General features: G+C 53.8%; 17 protein-coding genes and 1 riboswitch. Of the genes, 9 read left to right on the top strand and 8 right to left on the bottom strand.

The genetic code is table 11. From position 1 onward, the window contains the following. Positions 1–12 precede the first annotated feature (12 nt). From RSK20926_RS04365 to RSK20926_RS04350, 4 genes are all read left to right on the top strand, one after another. A complete protein-coding gene (locus RSK20926_RS04365) occupies positions 13–1041 on the top strand; it encodes a phosphotransferase family protein (protein WP_008204671.1) in 1029 nt (342 codons plus the stop codon). A 179-nt stretch (positions 1042–1220) separates the two neighbouring features. Further along, positions 1221–1976, top strand: a complete 756-nt coding sequence (locus RSK20926_RS04360; RefSeq protein ID WP_037253909.1) for an enoyl-CoA hydratase/isomerase family protein — start codon at positions 1221–1223, stop codon at positions 1974–1976. 22 nt (positions 1977–1998) lie between these two features. Further along, on the top strand, positions 1999–3207 hold the full coding sequence (locus RSK20926_RS04355) for a serine hydrolase domain-containing protein (RefSeq protein ID WP_008204669.1): 1209 nt from the start codon (positions 1999–2001) through the stop codon (positions 3205–3207). 9 nt (positions 3208–3216) lie between these two features. Next, positions 3217–4080, top strand: a complete 864-nt coding sequence (locus RSK20926_RS04350; RefSeq protein ID WP_008204668.1) for an acyl-CoA thioesterase — start codon at positions 3217–3219, stop codon at positions 4078–4080. A gap of 48 nt (positions 4081–4128) precedes the next feature. On the opposite strand, the gene RSK20926_RS04345 is transcribed toward RSK20926_RS04350, so the two are convergent. The 3 genes from RSK20926_RS04345 to zwf form a co-directional block, all read right to left on the bottom strand. Then, positions 4129–4893 (bottom strand): SDR family oxidoreductase, encoded by a 765-nt coding sequence (locus RSK20926_RS04345; protein WP_008204667.1) that lies wholly within the window; start codon positions 4891–4893, stop codon positions 4129–4131. A 221-nt stretch (positions 4894–5114) separates the two neighbouring features. Continuing rightward, positions 5115–5786: a 6-phosphogluconolactonase gene (gene pgl / locus RSK20926_RS04340; RefSeq protein ID WP_008204665.1), complete on the bottom strand. Its 672-nt coding sequence runs from the start codon at positions 5784–5786 to the stop codon at positions 5115–5117. Next, positions 5783–7258, bottom strand: a complete 1476-nt coding sequence (gene zwf, locus RSK20926_RS04335) for a glucose-6-phosphate dehydrogenase (RefSeq protein WP_008204664.1) — start codon at positions 7256–7258, stop codon at positions 5783–5785. The genes pgl and zwf overlap by 4 nt, the downstream gene beginning before the upstream one ends. Positions 7259–7402: 144 nt before the next feature. Here zwf and RSK20926_RS04330 point away from each other — a divergent pair, with 144 nt between their 5' ends. Continuing rightward, positions 7403–8350: a radical SAM protein gene (locus tag RSK20926_RS04330; protein ID WP_008204662.1), complete on the top strand. Its 948-nt coding sequence runs from the start codon at positions 7403–7405 to the stop codon at positions 8348–8350. Positions 8351–8360: 10 nt separating this feature from the next. On the opposite strand, the gene RSK20926_RS04325 is transcribed toward RSK20926_RS04330, so the two are convergent. Beyond that, positions 8361–8630, bottom strand: a complete 270-nt coding sequence (locus RSK20926_RS04325) for an usg protein (RefSeq protein ID WP_008204661.1) — start codon at positions 8628–8630, stop codon at positions 8361–8363. Between the two features lie 183 nt (positions 8631–8813). On the opposite strand from RSK20926_RS04325, the gene gyrA reads away from it, so the two are divergent. From gyrA to RSK20926_RS04310, 3 genes are all read left to right on the top strand, one after another. Continuing rightward, complete coding sequence (gene gyrA, locus RSK20926_RS04320; RefSeq protein WP_037253740.1) at positions 8814–11540, top strand: DNA gyrase subunit A; 2727 nt, start codon at positions 8814–8816, stop codon at positions 11538–11540. Positions 11541–11666: 126 nt separating this feature from the next. Then, positions 11667–11850: riboswitch (cobalamin riboswitch) on the top strand. A 44-nt stretch (positions 11851–11894) separates the two neighbouring features. Then, positions 11895–12671, top strand: a complete 777-nt coding sequence (gene bluB, locus RSK20926_RS04315) for a 5,6-dimethylbenzimidazole synthase (RefSeq protein WP_008204659.1) — start codon at positions 11895–11897, stop codon at positions 12669–12671. A gap of 116 nt (positions 12672–12787) precedes the next feature. Continuing rightward, on the top strand, positions 12788–13138 hold the full coding sequence (locus tag RSK20926_RS04310; RefSeq protein WP_008204658.1) for a DUF6614 family protein: 351 nt from the start codon (positions 12788–12790) through the stop codon (positions 13136–13138). A 57-nt stretch (positions 13139–13195) separates the two neighbouring features. On the opposite strand, the gene RSK20926_RS04305 is transcribed toward RSK20926_RS04310, so the two are convergent. From RSK20926_RS04305 to RSK20926_RS04295, 3 genes are all read right to left on the bottom strand, one after another. Next, complete coding sequence (locus RSK20926_RS04305; protein ID WP_008204657.1) at positions 13196–14665, bottom strand: carboxypeptidase M32; 1470 nt, start codon at positions 14663–14665, stop codon at positions 13196–13198. Between the two features lie 2 nt (positions 14666–14667). Beyond that, the gene (ctaA, locus tag RSK20926_RS04300) at positions 14668–15813 is read right to left on the bottom strand and encodes a heme A synthase (protein WP_037253735.1); all 1146 of its coding nucleotides are present in this window, start codon (positions 15811–15813) and stop codon (positions 14668–14670) included. Between the two features lie 109 nt (positions 15814–15922). Then, the gene (locus tag RSK20926_RS04295) at positions 15923–16669 is read right to left on the bottom strand and encodes an RNA methyltransferase (protein ID WP_008204654.1); all 747 of its coding nucleotides are present in this window, start codon (positions 16667–16669) and stop codon (positions 15923–15925) included. Positions 16670–16853: 184 nt separating this feature from the next. On the opposite strand from RSK20926_RS04295, the gene RSK20926_RS04290 reads away from it, so the two are divergent. Next, positions 16854–17486 (top strand): thiamine phosphate synthase, encoded by a 633-nt coding sequence (locus RSK20926_RS04290; RefSeq protein ID WP_037253907.1) that lies wholly within the window; start codon positions 16854–16856, stop codon positions 17484–17486. Between the two features lie 31 nt (positions 17487–17517). Here RSK20926_RS04290 and RSK20926_RS04285 read toward each other — a convergent pair whose 3' ends face one another. Next, entirely contained in the window at positions 17518–18681 is a 1164-nt protein-coding gene (locus RSK20926_RS04285) for a HupE/UreJ family protein (RefSeq protein ID WP_037253904.1), read from the bottom strand. Between the last annotated feature and the right edge of the window lie 8 nt (positions 18682–18689).

Raw genomic sequence — 18689 nt, 5'->3', positions numbered from 1 at the left:
GGGTGTTTCGAAATGACTGGTGGATCCCAGACTTTGGATAAAGATGCAGTAGCGGCCTATCTTCGTGACTACCTGGATGGTTTTGATCAGGATTTTGAGGTGGACAAGTTTGAGACGGGTCAATCAAATCCAACCTTTCGCCTTCGGACCCATGCCGGAAGCTATGTTCTGCGGCGCAAACCACCTGGGGTGCTGCTGAAATCCGCCCATGCGGTTGAGCGCGAGTATCGCGTTCAAAAAGCATTGAAAAACAGTGCGGTACCGGTCGCTCAGATGCATCTCTTATGCGAAGATGAAGAGGTCATAGGCTCCCCCTTTTATGTCATGGACCATGTAGAGGGACGTAACATCACGGACCCCTCGATGCCAGGTTTCGAAAACGCAACAAGGACGGGCATCATAAAGGAAATGAACCGCGTTCTTGCCGAACTGCACCAGATTGACATAGCTAAGTACAGTTTGCTGGATTATGGGCCAGAGGGTAACTATTTCCAGCGCCAGCTTGCGCGATGGACCAAGCAGTATCAGGCATCGGAAACTGAAAACATTTCCGAAATGAATACCCTGATCCGCGCTTTGAAAGAAGCCATGCCCGCTGATGATGGTCAAAGGGGCTTGGTACATGGTGACTATCGGATCGACAACATGATCTTTGCCGCCGAAGGTACGGAATGCCGTGCTGTCCTCGATTGGGAGCTTTCCACCATAGGACACCCCTATGCGGATCTTGCTGGTGTAATAATGCAATGGCAACTGCCGCCAGGACGCGAAGGACGTGGCCTGGCCGGTGTCAACCGCAGAGATTTGGGATTGCCAACAGATCAAGAGTTCATCGAAAGCTATTGCAAACGCAGGGATCTGCCTGGGATTGAGAACTTTGGTTTCTACCTCTCCTTTAGTTTCTTCAGAATGGCTGGCATCTTGCAGGGCGTTTTGAAACGTGCCTTGGATGGAAATGCTTCAAATCCTCAGCGTGCGATAATGCTTGGTGGATATGTGAAGGTCTTTGCCCGACAGGGATTAGACGCACTCGAGAATTAGGTTGGTCTCCTGATGGTTTTGGCACCACTGCCAATTTCTTCATCTCTCTCTCTTAGAACGTCAGAAGTTATGCGTGGTTCTACGTAGGTCTTATGTCTCGACCAAAACGCAAAGGCCGCGCATTATGGACTGAAGCAGGCGCTCATTCAGGTGAGCGCCGAGAGAGCAGGGAGGCCATTGTGGCAGAATCCGAACTGAACATCCGGCAGGTAGAAGACGGCATCATTGAGCTACAACTCGGCCGCGCGCCGGCCAATGCGTTGACTTCAGAGTTTCTATTGAGTTTTGCAGAAATGATCACCTCTCTTGGTCAGGATGAAACCGTAAAGGCAATCATTTTATCTAGCCCATTCAAGGTTTTCTCTGCAGGATTGGATCTAAAGGAAGCACAGAATTTTGACCTGGCACAACAGCAGGCAGTAGTTCACGGCCTCAATGTAGGCTTTCTCGCGCTTTATGCCTGCCCCAAACCTGTTGTGGCCTGTGTTGGTGGCGCAGCCATTGCTGGTGGTCTTTTCTTTGTACTGGCAAGCGACCGGCGCGTTGCCCTAAGTAAATCAAACTTGGGCCTGGCAGAGGTTCAAGCTGGTGTCGATTTTCCCATCGGACCGTTGGAGATCATCAAAGCGACGCTGGATCCTGATACCCAACGTCGTTTGATGCTGACAGGCCAACCCATTGGTCCGATCGCAGCCAGAAACGCAGGCTTTATCGATATTATTGCAGAGGATCACGAGGATCTCTGGGCTTATTCACTCTCAGAAGCACGCAAACTCGCGGAACTGCCGAGCCAAGCCTATGCGGCCATCAAGGCGCAACTTCGGTCAGACACAATCCGTAAAATCGAAACGGCCATCGCCGAAAATGAGCCTGAAACTGGCTGGTTCAATAGCCAGAGCAAAGAGGCCATGCAGAACATAATACAACAAGGTTAGCCTTTGCCTTGGAGGGGGGAATGTGGATTTAAACCGTCTTGCCAACATTAAAGATTGGCAGCAAAGCTATGTTGAAAATAGGAAATATGCTGGCAGCTCTGTGCTGATCAAGCAAGAGGGAGAGGAAGTGTTCTTCCACTCTGTCGGAGAACGCAATCAAGAAGAGCATCTCCCGTTTGAACGGGATACGCTGGTCAGAATTTACTCGATGACCAAGCCAGTGACCTCTATGGCTCTGATGATGCTCGCTGAAAAAGGATTGTTTCATCTGGATGCCCCGGTGTCAGAGTTCCTTCCTGAGTTTTCTGACATGCTGGCCCTGGTTCCTGGGGCCGAAAGCATAGATCAGGTAGAAGCCAGCAGAGCGCCAACCCTGCATGAATTACTCACCCATACCAGTGGATTAAGCTATCCTTTTAACCCTGGTGTCCTGCCAGAAGCCATGGACAAAGAGGACTTGCTCTTCAAGCCAAACCAAGGCCCTCTAGACCAAATGGTCTCACATCTTGCTGGTTTTCCCTTAGCGTTTCAGCCCGGTTACCGCTGGGAGTATTCGGTGGGGATAGATGTGATTGGTCGCGTGATCGAGGTCGTGTCGGGGCAGGGGCTGGACACCTTTTTCCAACAACAAATCTTCGATCCCTTAGATATGAGGGAAACCGCCTTCACGGTTCCCGAGGGTGCCGGAAATAGGTTTGCTTCACTTTATACACCTCTCGCCGGTGACGCGATGGCGCTCAACACTGCGCGCGATGGTGAAGACAGCCTTCGCTTGGTGGACAGCTATGGAACTTCGCCTTTTGAGAAAACCGATATGTTTTCGGGCGGTGGCGGCCTGCTTTCTACCGTTGATGACTACATGAAATTTGCAGAATTGATCCGGCGAGGTGGGCGCGCGGGATCCGATTCCCTCATTGGACCAAAAACCATTGAATTCATGACTAAAAATCACCTGCCTGGTGATATCTCATCCATGGGTCCACAGAGTTTTGCCGAGCAACCAATGGATGGCATGGGGTTCGGTTTAGGCGGGGCTGTTGTTCTGGATCCCGCCAGAGCGCGTTGCCCTGGATCCATTGGGGACTTCAGTTGGGGCGGCATGGCCTCCACCTTCTTTTGGATAGACCCGGTAGAGCAACTTTCTGTCGTCTTCTTGACACAGCTCTCTCCGTCCAGCACCTATCCTTCACGCGCGGAACTCAAAGCCCTGGTTCAGGCGGCATTGACCTAGGAAAATCCAATGACAGATGCAGCACAGGTTCTATTGAAACTCCTCGACTTGGAGAACCTAGATCGCAATCTTTTCCGCGGTATTGGGTCTGGAGGCGAAACCCCGACACGGATCTATGGTGGACAGGTCATTGCTCAGGCCTTGGCTGCAGCCTATGCCACGGTAGAGGGGCGTCTTTGCCATTCATTGCATGCCTATTTTATCCGTCCCGGCGATCCCGCGCGCCCGGTTATCTACGAAGTAGACCCGGCACGGGATGGCGGAAGTTTCACCACCCGCCGCGTGATCGCATTGCAAAATGGGCGTCAGATCCTCAACCTCGCGGCTTCCTTTCACAAAGAAGAAGCCGGATGGGCGCATCAGCATCAAATGCCGGATGTTCCGTCTCCGGAAGGGCTGAGGTCACGTGAAGAAATTCACTTGGAACAGGCCCATATAATACATGAGGCACAGCGCGCCGAGTTTACGCGGGAACGGCCATTTGAAATTCGTGACATCAATCCAAGAGACCCATTGGATCCTGAAAAAACAAACGATGTCAATCACATGTGGATCAGAATGGAAGCTGCGAAAAACGCTGGGCCACAGCTGCAGCATGTTCTGATGGCCTATGCCTCAGATTTTGGCCTATTAGGTTCGGCACTTCGGCCCCATGGGTTGACCTGGTACAAGCCAGAAGCAATGACAGCAAGTCTGGACCATGCCATGTGGTTTCACGCGCCGGTCGAATTTCAGAATTGGCACCTTTACACAATGGACTCACCCTTTGCTGGCGGCGGTCGAGGCTTCAATCGCGGATCGATCTATACACAAAGTGGCAAACTGGTTGCAAGCGTATCCCAGGAAGGGCTGATGCGCCCGATCCGCAATTGATCAAAGGGTTTAACGGCCAGGTCAAAACCGTGTTAGGGTATTCTGAAATCAGCCCATGAAGCGGTCGCGCAGTTTTTGCATACCTGCAATCCATCGCGCATAGCTTCCAGCTTTGATTTGCATATACTCCTTGACCTGCGGATGTGGAAGGATCAGGAAATCATTGTTTTTCAAAGCTGTTATGCAGAAATCTGCAACGGTTTCCGGCTCAAGCAATCCATCCAAACTTGCCACGCTATCTTCGAACCCGCGGGTCATTTCAGACCGGACGGCCTGTGGACATAGCACCGAGACACCAATCCCTTTGTCACCATAGGTAATCGCCAGCCATTCAGCAAAACCCACGGCAGCGTGTTTGGTCACACCATAAGGAGCCGCACCAATTTGGTTCAAAAGACCAGCTGCAGAAGCTGTATTCAGCAGATATCCTTCGCCACGTTCGAGCATCCTAGGAACCACATGACGCGCAGCCCAGACATGGGACATAACATTGATGTCCCAAGTTCGTTGCCAATCCTCATTGGAGATCTCAACACCACCCATGGTCAAAATCCCGGCATTGGAACAAAAGAGATCAATCGGTGCAATTTCTCGCTCAACATGCTCGATCAGATGCTTGATGCTTTCTTCTTCAGAAGCATCCATCTGTAGAGCAGTGCCCGCGATCTGGTCAGCAGTTGTTTGCGCGCCGACTAGGTCAATGTCAGCACAAACAACCTGATCAGCCCCATGAGATTTCAAAGCAATCGCCAGTGCTCTTCCGATACCACTTGCGGCGCCAGTTACAACAACGCAACTTCCTTGAAGGTTCATCGGCTCGTTCCTCTGGTTTCCAACAGATTTTAGGGTATTCAGATCCGGAAACACTGCCAATCCCAGGTGACGGAACGGAACTTTTTTTAACATAATATTGATTACAGGTTATTTCTGGGTATCCGGAAGCGAGCTACCCTGAAGGGCGACTCCTACTAGAAAACCATGGGCTAACTAATAGGAAACAAGGCTCTTCCGAACTTTCTTCTTTTCACAATCGGTTATGGAGCCCAATGGATGGTTGCCTCAGACAGGACCGCCTGGATCGGAGCCTGCTCCGGTGGCAAGGACATCGCTCTATCCAAAGCGTCTTTTTTGGCCTGTCCATAGATGACCAGATGTTTGGCCAAAGCCCCATCCAAAATTCGTGCCGTTAAACTGAGACGTGCTTCAGGCTGGCTGCTTGGGTGGAAAACTGCCAGAATTGGTGCCTTTCTCCCCAGTGCCTCCGTCAAACCTTCGGCACCGGGAAACAAGGAAGCCGTATGCATGTCTTCCCCCATTCCCAAAAGCAGAACAGATAGAGGCAGTTGCGGGGCGATTTGCGCTTCCAATTCCGCCAATACATCAGCTGGTTCACGTGCGGGAACATGGAACGGAATAAAACGCGCTTCTTTTGCCCGATCTGTCATCAGACGTTCTCGGATCATGCGCGCATTCGACCGTTCATTGTCACTTGCAACCCAGCGCTCATCGGTTGCCAGCACATTGACCCGATCCCAGGCGATATCGGCCGCACAGAGGTCATCGAAAATAGGTGCAGGAGTGGTTCCCCCGGCAACGGCCAAGGAGGCGCCATCGTGGTGCAAAAGATGGGTTTCCAAATCCCCGGCGATTTCGCTTGCCACTTCGATTGCAAGCATATCCCTGTCAGGATATTCATTAAAAATCATGGATTTATTCCTCTCCACTCACGGCGGTCTCGCCGCATCAGAACATCTGCATCACCTGGACCCGCGGTCCCGCTTTCATAGGGTTTCGGCACGTCTCCACGTGCTTCCCAACCCGCAATTATCGGGTCCGTCCAAGCCCAGGCCGCTTCGACCTCATCACCACGCATGAACAGCGTCTGGTTGCCTCTGACAACATCCATGATCAAGCGCTCATAGGCATCCGGAGGATCGCTCGCCTCTGGCCCAAGCGCTTCAGCAAAACTCATATCCAGAGGTACGTCAATCAACCGCATTCCACCGGGTCCAGGTTCTTTGATGGTCACACTTAGTGTAATGCCTTCATTTGGTTGCAACCTGATCTTAAGGTGATTGGCATGACGTCCAGCGGCCTCACCAAAGATCGAATGCGGTGCATCTTTGAACAGGACATTGATCACCGAAGAGCGCGCTTTTAGTCGTTTACCTGTACGAAGATAGAACGGGGTTCCGGCCCATCTCCAGTTGCTGATATGAGCCTTGAAGGCCACATAGCTTTCGGTTGTCGACCGTGGGTTTTGTACTGTGTTGCGATAGTCCTGATCATCTAGCGGACTGTTTGCCGGTGCTACATATTGACCGCGAACAAGGTGGTAGGGTTCGACAGGATCCAAGGCTCTGATTACCTTTAGTTTTTCATCCCGAACTGCATCAGGGTCAAACTTGGCTGGCGGCTCCATCGCGATCAGACACAAAAGCTGCATGAGATGGTTTTGCATCATATCACGCATGGCGCCGGAGCGATCATAGTATTCCTCACGGCCCGCAACGCCCAGGCTCTCGGCAACCGTGATCTGAATATGGTCCACATATTGGCTGTTCCACAGCGGCTCGAACAGCATATTGCCAAAGCGAACCGCCATCAGGTTTTGCACCGTTTCCTTTCCCAGATAATGGTCGATCCGGTAGATCTGCCCTTCGTCAAAATGCCCCGCAAGTGTGCGGTTCAGCTCTTTCGCCGAAGACAGGTCGTGGCCAAAGGGCTTTTCAACAACGATACGGGTTTCACCATGTGGCAAACCATGTTGGTGCAATCTTTCGGCAAGAGGACCAAAAAGCTTTGGCCCGACAGAGAAATAGAACACACGGACGCGGTCCTTTGCGGAGATAGACAGCAAACCCGTGAGTTGCGCCCAGCCCAGATCGCCATAGCCATCCAGAGCAACATAGCTCAGAAAAGAAAGAAATCTCTTTAGATTAGAGGGGTCAACGGATTGCTCGCCTAGGTCTTCACGCAGGCGTTTGGCTACAATCTCCTGAAAGGCGCCCTCCTCCAACTCTGATCTGGCCGCACCAATAATCCGCGCGCCACTGGGAAAACCACCGCGGCAGAAACGCTTGAACAGCGCGGGCAGAATTTTCCTAAGGGCCAAATCCCCGGTAGCCCCGAAAATCACCAAATCAAAAGGATCGACAGGTATGACGCGCGCTACCATAGCGTATTTTCCTACTCTCTTGATGCCGGAGCTTTGACCACCCCCACAGCATCACATCCCTGTCATAACCGCAGGTAACGGCTTTTCATTTTTGCGCAGTATACGCTAGCTTCTGGCGAAAGAAACAGCCCGAAAGCCAAGCGCGTGAAAGATCTGCCCAAAGCCAATATGGGAAAATTCCAAAACAGTAAGGTGACAGCGGATGGCAGCGAACGTGCCTCTGTCGCACTCAGCAATCCTGAAACGCTCTGGTTCAATACGGGAACGCTCTGCAATATCGAGTGTGAGAATTGCTATATTCTCAGCTCTCCCACAAATGATGCGCTGATCTATCTGAATGCCGCGGAAGTGTCGTCGTATCTGGATCAGATTGAAGAGCGGTGCTGGCCCATCCGTGAAATTGGCTTCACCGGTGGTGAGCCCTTTATGAATCCCGAGATGATCGAGATGGCCGAGAGCGCCCTGGAGCGTGGGTTTGACGTGCTCATTTTGACCAATGCGATGCGCCCTATGATGCGCAAGCATATGCGCTCGGGATTGGAGCGCCTCCATCAAAAGTATCCAGGCAAGCTGACCCTGCGCGTTTCTCTGGATCACTATACAGAAGCAAAGCATGACGCGGTGCGCGGTGTCGGGAGCTTTAAGAAGACCATCGAAGGAATGATCTGGCTACGAGATCTAGGTGTTGCGCTGGCAGTGGCTGGGCGCACCCTATGGGATGAGGATGACGCCACCTCCCGTTGCGGGTTTGCCGCGTTGTTTCAAGAACATGGCTTTAATATCAACGCTCAATCCCCTGCGCAAACTGTACTTTTCCCCGAAATGGACGAAGAGGTCGAAGTCCCGGAAATCACAACGGCCTGCTGGGGTATTTTGAACAAATCCCCCAATGACGTCATGTGTGCTTCTTCACGCATGGTGGTAAAGCGCAAAGGCGCTAAGACTCCGGTTGTCCTTGCCTGTACATTGCTCCCCTACTCGCCTGAGTTTGAGCTGGGGGCAACCCTGCGTGAGGCCGAAAAGTCTGTTCGTCTCAACCATCCGCATTGTGCCAAGTTCTGTGTTCTTGGCGGGGCCAGTTGCTCTGCCTAGCAGTGTGTAACTAGTTTAGGTGAAAGACGCCTTTGACTTGTCGCCATTCACCGGCGCTGACCATTTTTCTATGGCTAAACCGGACAGAATGCAGCGGGCCGTCCAATTCTCGCTGCCAGAATTCAATAAACTCAAACAAGCGCGGGTGATCTGGCGCCAAATCATAGTCTTGCCAGACATAGGTGTTTAGCACATGGGTGAAATCGGGCATGTGATAGGTAAATTCTGCCGTCGTCAGCCCATAGCCTTTGAGCATCATTTCTGTTTCGCTCATCTCCATTTGCGACCTCCATTCGAGAGCCCCCATAAGAAAACCATAGCCCGCAAGAGGTTAACGTCCTGCGAAAAGTGATTTTTCCAGTGAAATCACAGCAATGAGAGCTGCTTGCTTGCACCTTATATGCGCTCTCTGATATGGTGCATCCACAAGATATAGACCCAAAGAAAAGATCGGGCAGCCAACGTGACAGATACGCCGGAAACTCCTGAAAACGCTGAAGAAACACCTCCTCAGCGTCCTGCATATGATGGTCCTACTGTTTCCATCGAAGCAGAGATGCGGACCTCATACCTGGACTACGCGATGTCCGTCATCGTCAGCCGGGCCATTCCGGACCTGCGCGACGGTTTGAAACCGGTTCATCGCCGCATTCTTTATGCGATGCATGAGACCGGCAACAGCCATGATAAATCCTATCGAAAGTCGGCACGTCCAGTTGGCGATGTCATGGGTAAGTATCACCCCCATGGTGACAGCGCGATCTATGACGCTCTGGTCCGGATGGCGCAGGATTTCTCCATGTCTTTGCCGCTCCTCGATGGTCAGGGCAACTTTGGCTCGATGGATGGCGATAACCCGGCTGCGATGCGCTACACAGAAGTGCGTATGGACAAGCCCGCTGCCTTCATGCTGTCGGATATCGACAAAGAGACGGTCGACTTCCAGGACAACTACGATGGCAAAGACCAGGAGCCAACGGTCCTCCCTGCCCGCTTTCCGAATATGCTGGTCAATGGTGCTGGCGGTATTGCCGTTGGTATGGCAACCAACATTCCACCACACAACTTGGGTGAGGTTGTGGATGCCACTCTTGCCTTGATAGACGACCCGGATCTGACCAGCGAACAGCTGATCGAATATGTTCCTGGCCCCGACTTTCCGACAGGTGGTGTCATGCTGGGTCGTTCCGGTGCGCGCAAAGCCTATCTGGAGGGACGCGGCAGTGTCATTATCCGGTCGAAAACGCGCGTCGAAGAGATTAGGAAAGATCGCTACGCCATTGTTGTGGATGAGATTCCTTATCAGGTCAACAAGGCCTCGATGATCGAAAAGATCGCCGAACAGGTGCGCGAAAAGCGTATCGAAGGCGTTTCTCATGTTCAGGATGAATCCGACCGCAACGGTGTCCGCGTTGTGGTGGAGTTGAAACGTGACGCCACACCAGAGGTGGTTCTGAACCAGCTCTTTCGTTTCTCGCCGATGCAGACCTCCTTTGGCTGCAACATGCTGGCCCTGAATGGTGGTCGCCCCGAGCAGCTAACGCTGCGCCGTTTCCTCACCTCTTTCATCGATTTTCGTGAAGATGTGGTGGCGCGCCGGACGGCCTACCTCTTGCGCAAGGCGCGTGAACGCAGTCACATTCTCTGTGGCTTGGCTGTTGCCGTCTCCAATGTCGACGAGGTGGTCGCGACCATCCGCTCTTCTGCCGATGCTGCAGAAGCGCGTCAAAAGCTGATGACCCGTCGCTGGCCGGCCTCTGACATCGCCGGTTACATTCAGCTGATCGATGATCCGACCCATAAGATGAATGAGGACGCAACCTATAATCTGTCCGAAACTCAAGCCCGCGCCATCCTGGAACTTCGCCTCCAGCGCCTGACGCAAATCGGCGTCAAGGAAGTCACTGACGAACTTGAAGAACTGGCAGCCAAGATCAAGGAATACCTTGATATTCTGTCCTCTCGCGAACGTATCATGAGCATCATTGCTGATGAGCTGCGCGAAGTTCGGGAACAGTTTGCCGTGCCTCGCCGTACCGAGATTGTCGATTGGTCCGGCGACATGGAAGACGAAGACCTGATCGAGCGCGAGGATATGGTCGTCACCGTGACCTCCGGTGGCTACATCAAACGTACGCCTCTCGCTGATTTCCGCGCGCAGAAACGCGGCGGCAAAGGTCTGTCAGGTATGCAGACCAAGGAAGAGGATGTTGTCACAAACCTATTTGTGGCCAATACCCACACGCAGCTCCTTTTCTTCACCACCGACGGAATGGTCTACAAACTGAAGACCTGGCGCTTGCCGCAATCTGGCAGAACCGGCAAGGGTAAGGCCATTGTCAATATTTTGCCAATCCCAACCGGTGTCTCCATCGCGGCAATCATGCCTGTTGACCGGCCAGACAACGAATGGGCGGATCTGCAAATTGTTTTTGCCACATCCGCTGGAACTGTGCGCCGTAACCGTCTGTCAGACTTCACAAACGTGAAATCCAACGGCAAGATTGCGATGAAGTTCGAAGAGGAGCACGCGGAGACCAAGCTGATCAATGCACGCATCTGTTCTGAAGAAGATGATGTCATGCTGGTCACCAATACCGGCCGCGCCATCCGCTTCCCTACTACCGAAGTTCGCGTCTTCAACAGCCGCAATTCGGTGGGTGTCCGCGGCATCAAACTGGGCGATGGGGCCGAAGTTGTCTCGATGTCCGTTGTGCGCCACTTTGACGCCGAACCCTGGGAGCGTAGCGCCTTTATCAAAAGGTTCCGTGGCGAGCTTGGCAATGATGTCTCAGATGAGGAAACATCCGAAGAGAACGAAGGTGCCCTCAGCGAAGATCGCTATCAGGAAATGCTGGCGGCAAATGATCTGCTGGTGACAATCAACAAGGCTGGCGCGGGCAACCTGACCTCTGCTCATGACTATCGTGTCAGCGGTCGCGGTGGACAGGGTGTTGGCGCCATGAAGGGCGGCGAGATTGTGGCGACCTTCCCGGTCACGCTGGAGGACCAAATCATGCTGGCCACTTCCAAAGGCCAGTCGATCCGGGTCCCGGTTGATGGCATCTCCTTCCGGTCTCGCTCTGCCGGCGGTGTACGAGTGTTCAACACCGGTAAAGGTGAAGAAGTCGTCTCTGTCGCCTGGATCGCGGAAAACGGTGACGAAGAAGAAGGCGCCGCAGAAGAATAACTCTTCTACCTTCTTTCAGTCGATCAAGAACGCCGCCCCAACCGGGCGGCGTTTTTTGTCCTTCACCTGAGGCTTGCCAGACAGGGATCCCCGCCCTAATGTCCGCGCTGCTCGATCTTGCATGGTTGAGCGGAATCAGTTTCAGGTGCCCTGCTCTTGTAGGGAGAATCGGGAAGGCGGTGCAAATCCGCTGCGTGCCCAACGCTGTAACGGGGACTGGTCGACGAATATGCCACTGAAGTCACTTTCGGGAAGGGCGTCGACTGGGGTGATCCGAAGCCAGAAGACCGGCCTGGAACCCATATTGCCGCGCCTGGACCGCGTAGGCATTTGCGTTCCATCAAGGGGAATACTATGGAGCACGCCCAAAATCTGTCTGCGGACCCACATTGCTTTGACACCGCAGAGCGCGAAGCCTTTTACAAGACGGTTTTTACCCGCCGCGATGTCCGTGGTCAGTTCCTGTCTACGGAAATCCCGGATGACGTCCTAAGCCGGGTTTTGCTGGCCAGCCATTACGCGCCTTCGGTTGGATTTATGCAGCCCTGGAACTTTGTTGTTATCCGCTCTCAGGATACCAAGCAAAAGGTCCACTCGCTGTTTCAGACCGCACATCAGGAAGCGGCAGAGATGTTTGAGGAAAAAAGGCGCGACACCTATCGCAACCTCAAACTGGAAGGCATATTGGAAGCGCCAGTAAATATCTGTCTTACCTGTGACAAACAGCGGGCGGGGCCCGTGGTGATCGGTCGAACCCATGCGCCGGAAATGGATCTCTATAGCAGCGTTTGCGCGGTGCAGAACCTCTGGCTGGCGGCACGCAGCGAAGGACTGGGCTTTGGCTGGGTCAGCATTCTGGATCACCGCAAGTTGAAACAGGTTCTGAACATCCCCAGCCATGTGGTCCCTGTCGCCTATATCTGCCTTGGCTATGTATCCAAGTTTCACGACCGCCCAGAGCTGCAAACAGCTGGATGGCGCCCGCGGCTTCCCGTGCAGGACATTCTGAACTTTGAAAGCTACGGTGCAGGCGCTGAGGCTCTGGAAAATCACCAGCTTGTTGAAAACATGCAGACCCGCCAGAAACAACTTGAAGAAGAGGGGTATCAAGGGAGTTTTGCCTCTACCTGACCGGGCAACAGGCAGGGGCAGACGATCGCTCCCTGCCTTTGTTTCAGAGTTTACCTGTAAATAACCGAAATCTGTCATGCTCCCATCGCGCGCCAACCAGCTATGGGACCCTGTCTATGAACCTCTATCATTGCTCTATCGACCTGAAAGACGGCACCAAGGCCCTGGCTTTTGCCAATGCTGTGGAACTTTGGATGGGGTATCTGCAGGATCGTGGCGCTATCCGCAATTGGCGACTTTTGCGGCGAAAACTGGGACTTGCAGCAGATAGCTGCCGTGATTTCCTGCTCGAGATCGAATTCAACGATATGACCCAGTTGGATCAGGCCTTTCGCACGCTGGAGGCAAAAGACGAAGAGGTTGAGCGCCTCTATAACAATGTAAACACATTGATCGCCAGTTCGGAGATCGGCCTTTACCGCCCTTTCCCGGATCCAGAGCGCGCAGAACGCATGGCCTTGATCTAGCAAATCTTAGACAGTTTTCAGGGCCGGTTTGACTGGCCCCTACTTGTTTCAGCGGCTTCAGAGACCGTAGATCCGCGTGAATTTCTCTTCGAGATAGGACATCAATGGCGCGTGATCCGGCACCATGCCCGAGGCATTCTGGATCGTATCGCGCGGGCTGCGGAGCCCACCGAACTGCTGCAGATTTTCCCGCAACCAACCTGTTGCAGAGCTTGTGTCGCCAGTGGCAAGCTCCTGGTCCAATCCGGGCAAATCACCGCGCATCTTCTGATTCAAACAGCCCGCATAGACATTGCCCAGGGAATAGGTTGGGAAATAGCCAAAAAGACCAACGGACCAATGCACATCCTGCAGACATCCGTTGGACGGCCTGTCGACCGCATAGCCAAAATCCGCTTCAAAGCGATCATTCCAGGCTGCTTCCAGATCCTCAACTTCTAGATCCCCTGCCATCAGGGCACGCTCCAGATCAAAACGCAGCATGATGTGCAGATTATACTGCAACTCATCCGCTTCTGTCCGGATGTAGCCTTTGTGAACGGTGTTGACCGCTTTGTAGAAAGAACCAGCGTCTTCAATGCCGAAATCACCAAAAACCTCGCGCATTTCAGCGAATAGCCAAGTGGTAAAGGCTTCTCCGCGTCCGATCTGATTTTCATAGATCCGGCTTTGGCTTTCATGCACCCCCATCGAAACCCCACGCCCAAGGGGCGTCAGCAGGTAGTCATGGCTGATGTTCTGCTCATAGGCGGCATGGCCGACCTCATGAATGGTCGAGTAGAAACAGTTGAAGGGATCAGCCTTGTTGGTGCGGGTGGTGATCCGGACATCCAGGCCTGACCCGGAACTAAAGGGGTGCACCGCCTTGTCCACACGACCGTGATCCAAATCATAGCCAAAAGCCTGTGCCAGTTTAGCTGTCAGCTGCATTTGCGCTGCTTCGTCAAACTCCCCTACGAGGCCTTTGGGCGTTGGTTTTTCCAACACACGGGACCGCAGATCAACAAGACCCGGGCGCATGGCATCAAAAATAGCCGCTATTTCAGCCGCAGTTGTTTCATGTTCATAATCAGCAACCATCGCATCATAAAGATCGCCGCCTGCTGCAAGGGCCTGCCCCTCTTCGCGCTTGAGGGCCACAACTTCTTTCAGCACCGGGACAAAGGCGGCAACATCTTCCGCTGCGCGCGCCGCGGCCCATTTTCCCTGGGCCTGCGATGTCACCTTGGCGATTTCTTTGGCAAGATCCGCGGGCACTTTGACCGTCCGATCATAACTGCGCTTGATCTCTCGTAGCTGCGCAGCGCCAGTTGCATCAGGAGCTTCAGCCTGGGCAAGCCAATCGGCCACCTCTGGGCTGGCGCGTCTTGCGTGCAAAACTGCTTCAATCGCGGCCATTTCTTCGCCGCGCTGGGGGGCCGCTCCTGCGGGCATCATGGTCTCCTGATCCCAACCCAACCGGCCGGCAATCTCTCCGAGCGCCTGCGTTTCGCGGGTATAAGCCATCAGTTCTGCAAATGCCGACATATTCAATGATCCTTAATTGATGTTGAAATCGGGTAGCCCGCCAGGAAGCGCGCGCGTAAAATCACGGTCCAGAGCAAAACCGCTGCCAGTTGGTGCAGAATGGCCGCCTGCCAAGGCGCAGCATAGAGCACAGTCAGAATGCCCAGCACGATCTGCAGCGAAAGAACTGCCATTACCAGGTTAAAGGCAAACCGCGTGGCCCGATGGGCGCTGGCACGCCCCCGCAACCAGACAACGAGGCCAAAGGCCAGCAAGAGATAGCCGAAAACCCGGTGAACAAACTGCACCAAACCTGGATTTTCAAAGAAGTTTTTCCAGACCGGTTCCAGCAAAAGTGGATCCGGTGGGATCACTTGTCCGCCCATCAAAGGCCAATCGGTATAAGAGCGCCCCGCATCGATACCTGCAACAAGCGCGCCCAGAAGGATCTGCAGAAAGGCAAAGTGCAGCAGCCCGGTAGAAAGACCAAAGATCTTCACCTCTTTGGCGCGGCGGGCCTGCATCAGCTCTCGCTCGGGCCGACCGAGTTGCAGGATGAACCAGGCAAGAAACCCAAGGATCACAAAAGCAAGTCCCAGGTGAACGGCCAAGCGGTAGGAGGCAACTGCAGTCATCCCTTCGCCTTGGGTCACGCCCGAGGCGACCATCCACCAGCCGATGCCACCTTGCACTCCACCGAGGAGTCCTGGCAGGGCCAGGCGTCCAGCCCAGCCGGTCGGAATTTTTCCTGCGCTTAAGAAGCCGAAAAAACCAATCGCCCAAATAAGCCCCATGACCCGGCCCAGTTGCCTGTGGCCCCATTCCCACCAATAGATCTGCTTAAAGTCCGCGAGCTGCATCCATTGGTTTTCAATGCGCCATTGGTCGATCTGCTTGTATTTCTCGAATTCTGCCTGCCAATCCGCTTCGCTAAGTGGAGGCACAGCACCGGTAACGGGACGCCATTCGGTGATCGACAGACCAGAGTCGGTCAATCGCGTCAGCCCGCCGACCACGATCATGGCAACGACCAGAGCAAAGAGGAACATCAACCAGCCCCGGATCGCACCACGCGCGCCTCTTCGCCCCTGGTCAAGAACCCCGGTTGCGATCTCGGGTGCTTCAGATTTCTCACCCGACACGTCTTCGAATATGCTGCGCTTGCTCATGGCTGCCTCTTTCATTCTGCGGCTAAGCTAGGGTCGCATGGGACCAAGGTCCAGTGGATCCCGGTCCATTGCTCAGGAGTTTTGACTTTTCCTTTGGCAATTTGCTGTTTTAGCTGTCTTTTTCTTTCCAGCGCACCATCTGCCGCATGACACCATGCAACATCTGCACATCGGCGCGGGTCAAAGGCATGCGGCTGAACATATTGCGAAAAACCACCTTCATGCTCGGTGCCTTATCCGGAGGAAAGAAGAAACCTGCTTCATCCAAACGATCTTCGTAATGGTTGACCAAAGCCTCGACATCTTTACCTGTTGCCCAATCCGATTTTCCCAAATCGGTCACGACCTCGGGCACATCTTCGGCCTGACGGCGCCATTCATATGCGGTCAGCAGCACACATTGGCCCAGGTTAAGCGAAGCGAAATCCGGGTTCACCGGTACAGAAATAATCGCATTTGCCTTGGCAATATCTTCGTTCTCGAGCCCTGCCCGTTCAGGTCCAAAAAGAACCGCAACCTTCTCACCTGATTTGATTTTCTCAGCGGCAAGCCGCATTGCAGCCTCTGGGGTATAGACCGGTTTTGTCAGCTCTCGCGGGCGCGCAGTGGTGGCAAAGACAAAGGTACAGTCTTCTAAGGCTCCCGGCAGATCCGGCGCCAATAGTGCTTCGTCCAGAAGACGCCCGGCACCAGAGGCCATGGCAACTGCCTTTTGGTTCGGCCAGCCATCTCTCGGTGCAACGATGCGCATTCTGTCCAGGCCAAAATTCCACATTGCACGGGCAGCCGCCCCAATGTTTTCACCCATTTGAGGGCGCACCAAAACAAAAGAGGGCTGAGGGGTATCGCTGGGCATTGCCTACTCCTAGAAAAACCAGCATTGCTGTAATCCGCGCCGCAAAGATGAGCAAGCCCGCAGGCCTCTCTTGCGCAGATTTGAATGCCAAGGCACCGCAATCGCGCAGATAGCGAGGCTCAGCGTCTTGCGTTCAATCTCATTTGCGCTAAACAAACCTGTCAAAGACCAGGAGGATCTCATGATGGACAGCACTGCTGACACCCCCGAAACGCCCCAGATCTACCTGATCACACCGCCTAGTTTCGAACTCGGCCGCTATCCAGAGGTTTTGGCACGGGTCCTGGACAAGAATGAGGTGGCCTGTGTCCGTCTGAACATGGCCAGCCGCGATGAAGATACGCTCAGCCGGGCGGGCGACGCCCTGCGTGAGGTCTGCCATGCTCGCGATGTGGCGCTGGTCATTTCCGATCACCAAATCCTGGCCGAACGCCTGGGGCTTGATGGGGTCCATCTGACCGACGCCTCCAAATCGGTACGCGCCGCCCGTAAAGCCTTGGGTGCTGATGCTATTGTAGGCAGTTTCTGCGGTGCTTCCCGTCATGATGGTATGGGCGCCGGAGAGGCCGGTGCGGATTATGTCAGCTTTGGGCCGGTGGGCACCTCAGGGCTTGGGGATGGCGCTATTGCGGATCACGAGCTTTTTGAATGGTGGTCACAGATGATCGAAGTTCCCGTGGTCGCAGAAGGTGGATTGAACGAAGAGCTGGTCCGTCAGTTTGCGCCTGTTACAGATTTCTTTGGGCTTAGCGACGAAATCTGGGGCGTCGAAGATCCGGCCACTGCGCTTCATAAGCTGATCGCGGCGATGAAGTGACGTGAGGGGCCGTAGGAGAGAGCCTCCCCACCTACAGGCCTGATGAAAATGGCAAGTCGGGCAGCCGCTCAACAAGCCAATAGCCGCCAATCAAAGCGATTGTCAGAGAAGCTGGCATCGCGACTCGACCGCGGTACTTTGGGTGTTTTCCAAACCAATAGCCAATTGTTGCATAGGCAGCAGCGATAACGGCTAACTGCCCCAGTTCAACACCGACATTAAACCCAAAAAGTGCTGGAAACAGATGGTTAGGGGGCAGTCCAACTTCTGACAAGACAGTGGCAAACCCCAACCCATGCAGCAAGCCAAAACCAAAGATCATTGCCGCCCGCCAACTGTGCAATCGACGCACAAAGATGTTTTCAACCGCGACAAAAATGATTGATGCCGCAATCAAGGGCTCGACAATGCCCGGGTGCACCTTAACCAGCCCCAGAATCCCAAGGGCCAGCGTGACGCTATGTGCCAAGGTAAAGCAGGTGATTTGCCAAAACAGCGCAGGGAGCCGCAGGCTCAGGAAGAATAGGCCGAGCACAAACAGGATATGATCTAACCCTTTGGGAAGGATGTGATCAAATCCGATGGGTATGTAGTCGAAGAAAACTTCCGAAGGGTCTTGTACCGCGCCGCCCAACACCGCGATAGGCGGTGATGTTTCCCCGCCCTGCAAATAGCCGGTATAGGGCTCAGCCACCCCATTTTGGCGCAAAACCAAGGCGCCCGACCCTTTGGGCCAGTGAAACTTCAGAAATCTCTCTGATGCTCCCAAAGAGGCCGTTATTGTCACTAGCGTGGGCCGTGGGAGATCTGCACCACGAACCTCCGCAACATTTAGGTTTACAAGCTCCAGTCGCACCGGCTCTGAACCCAAGACTTGGAAAGCGGGTATCCAATCTTCAAGCGCGAGTTCCAGCATTGGGGTAAGCTCACTACCTGAGAGTAAGCGTAGATCATCATAATCCTTGGCGCTGTCGCTACTGTCCGTATTCTGCAACCCGTCGAGATCAATCCCTGCAATCAAAGCTTCTGCATTAAGACGCAACTCTATCGTTAGCAGCGAGTTCTCTACTGAGAAGTTTCCAATAGTGGGTGTTACCTCATGGGCGCTGGAGACCACGGGAACACCGAAGGTCAGGCTTGACAAAAGGATCAGCAAGGCCAGTCTGAACCGGCAAAATAGAAGAGCTCTGTAAATGGTCAACT

It is taken from the genome of Roseobacter sp. SK209-2-6, assembly GCF_000169455.1.
Classification (GTDB): domain Bacteria; phylum Pseudomonadota; class Alphaproteobacteria; order Rhodobacterales; family Rhodobacteraceae; genus Pseudophaeobacter.
Note: the sequence above shows the minus strand (reverse complement) of the source record. Positions and strands in the feature narration are given on the sequence as shown.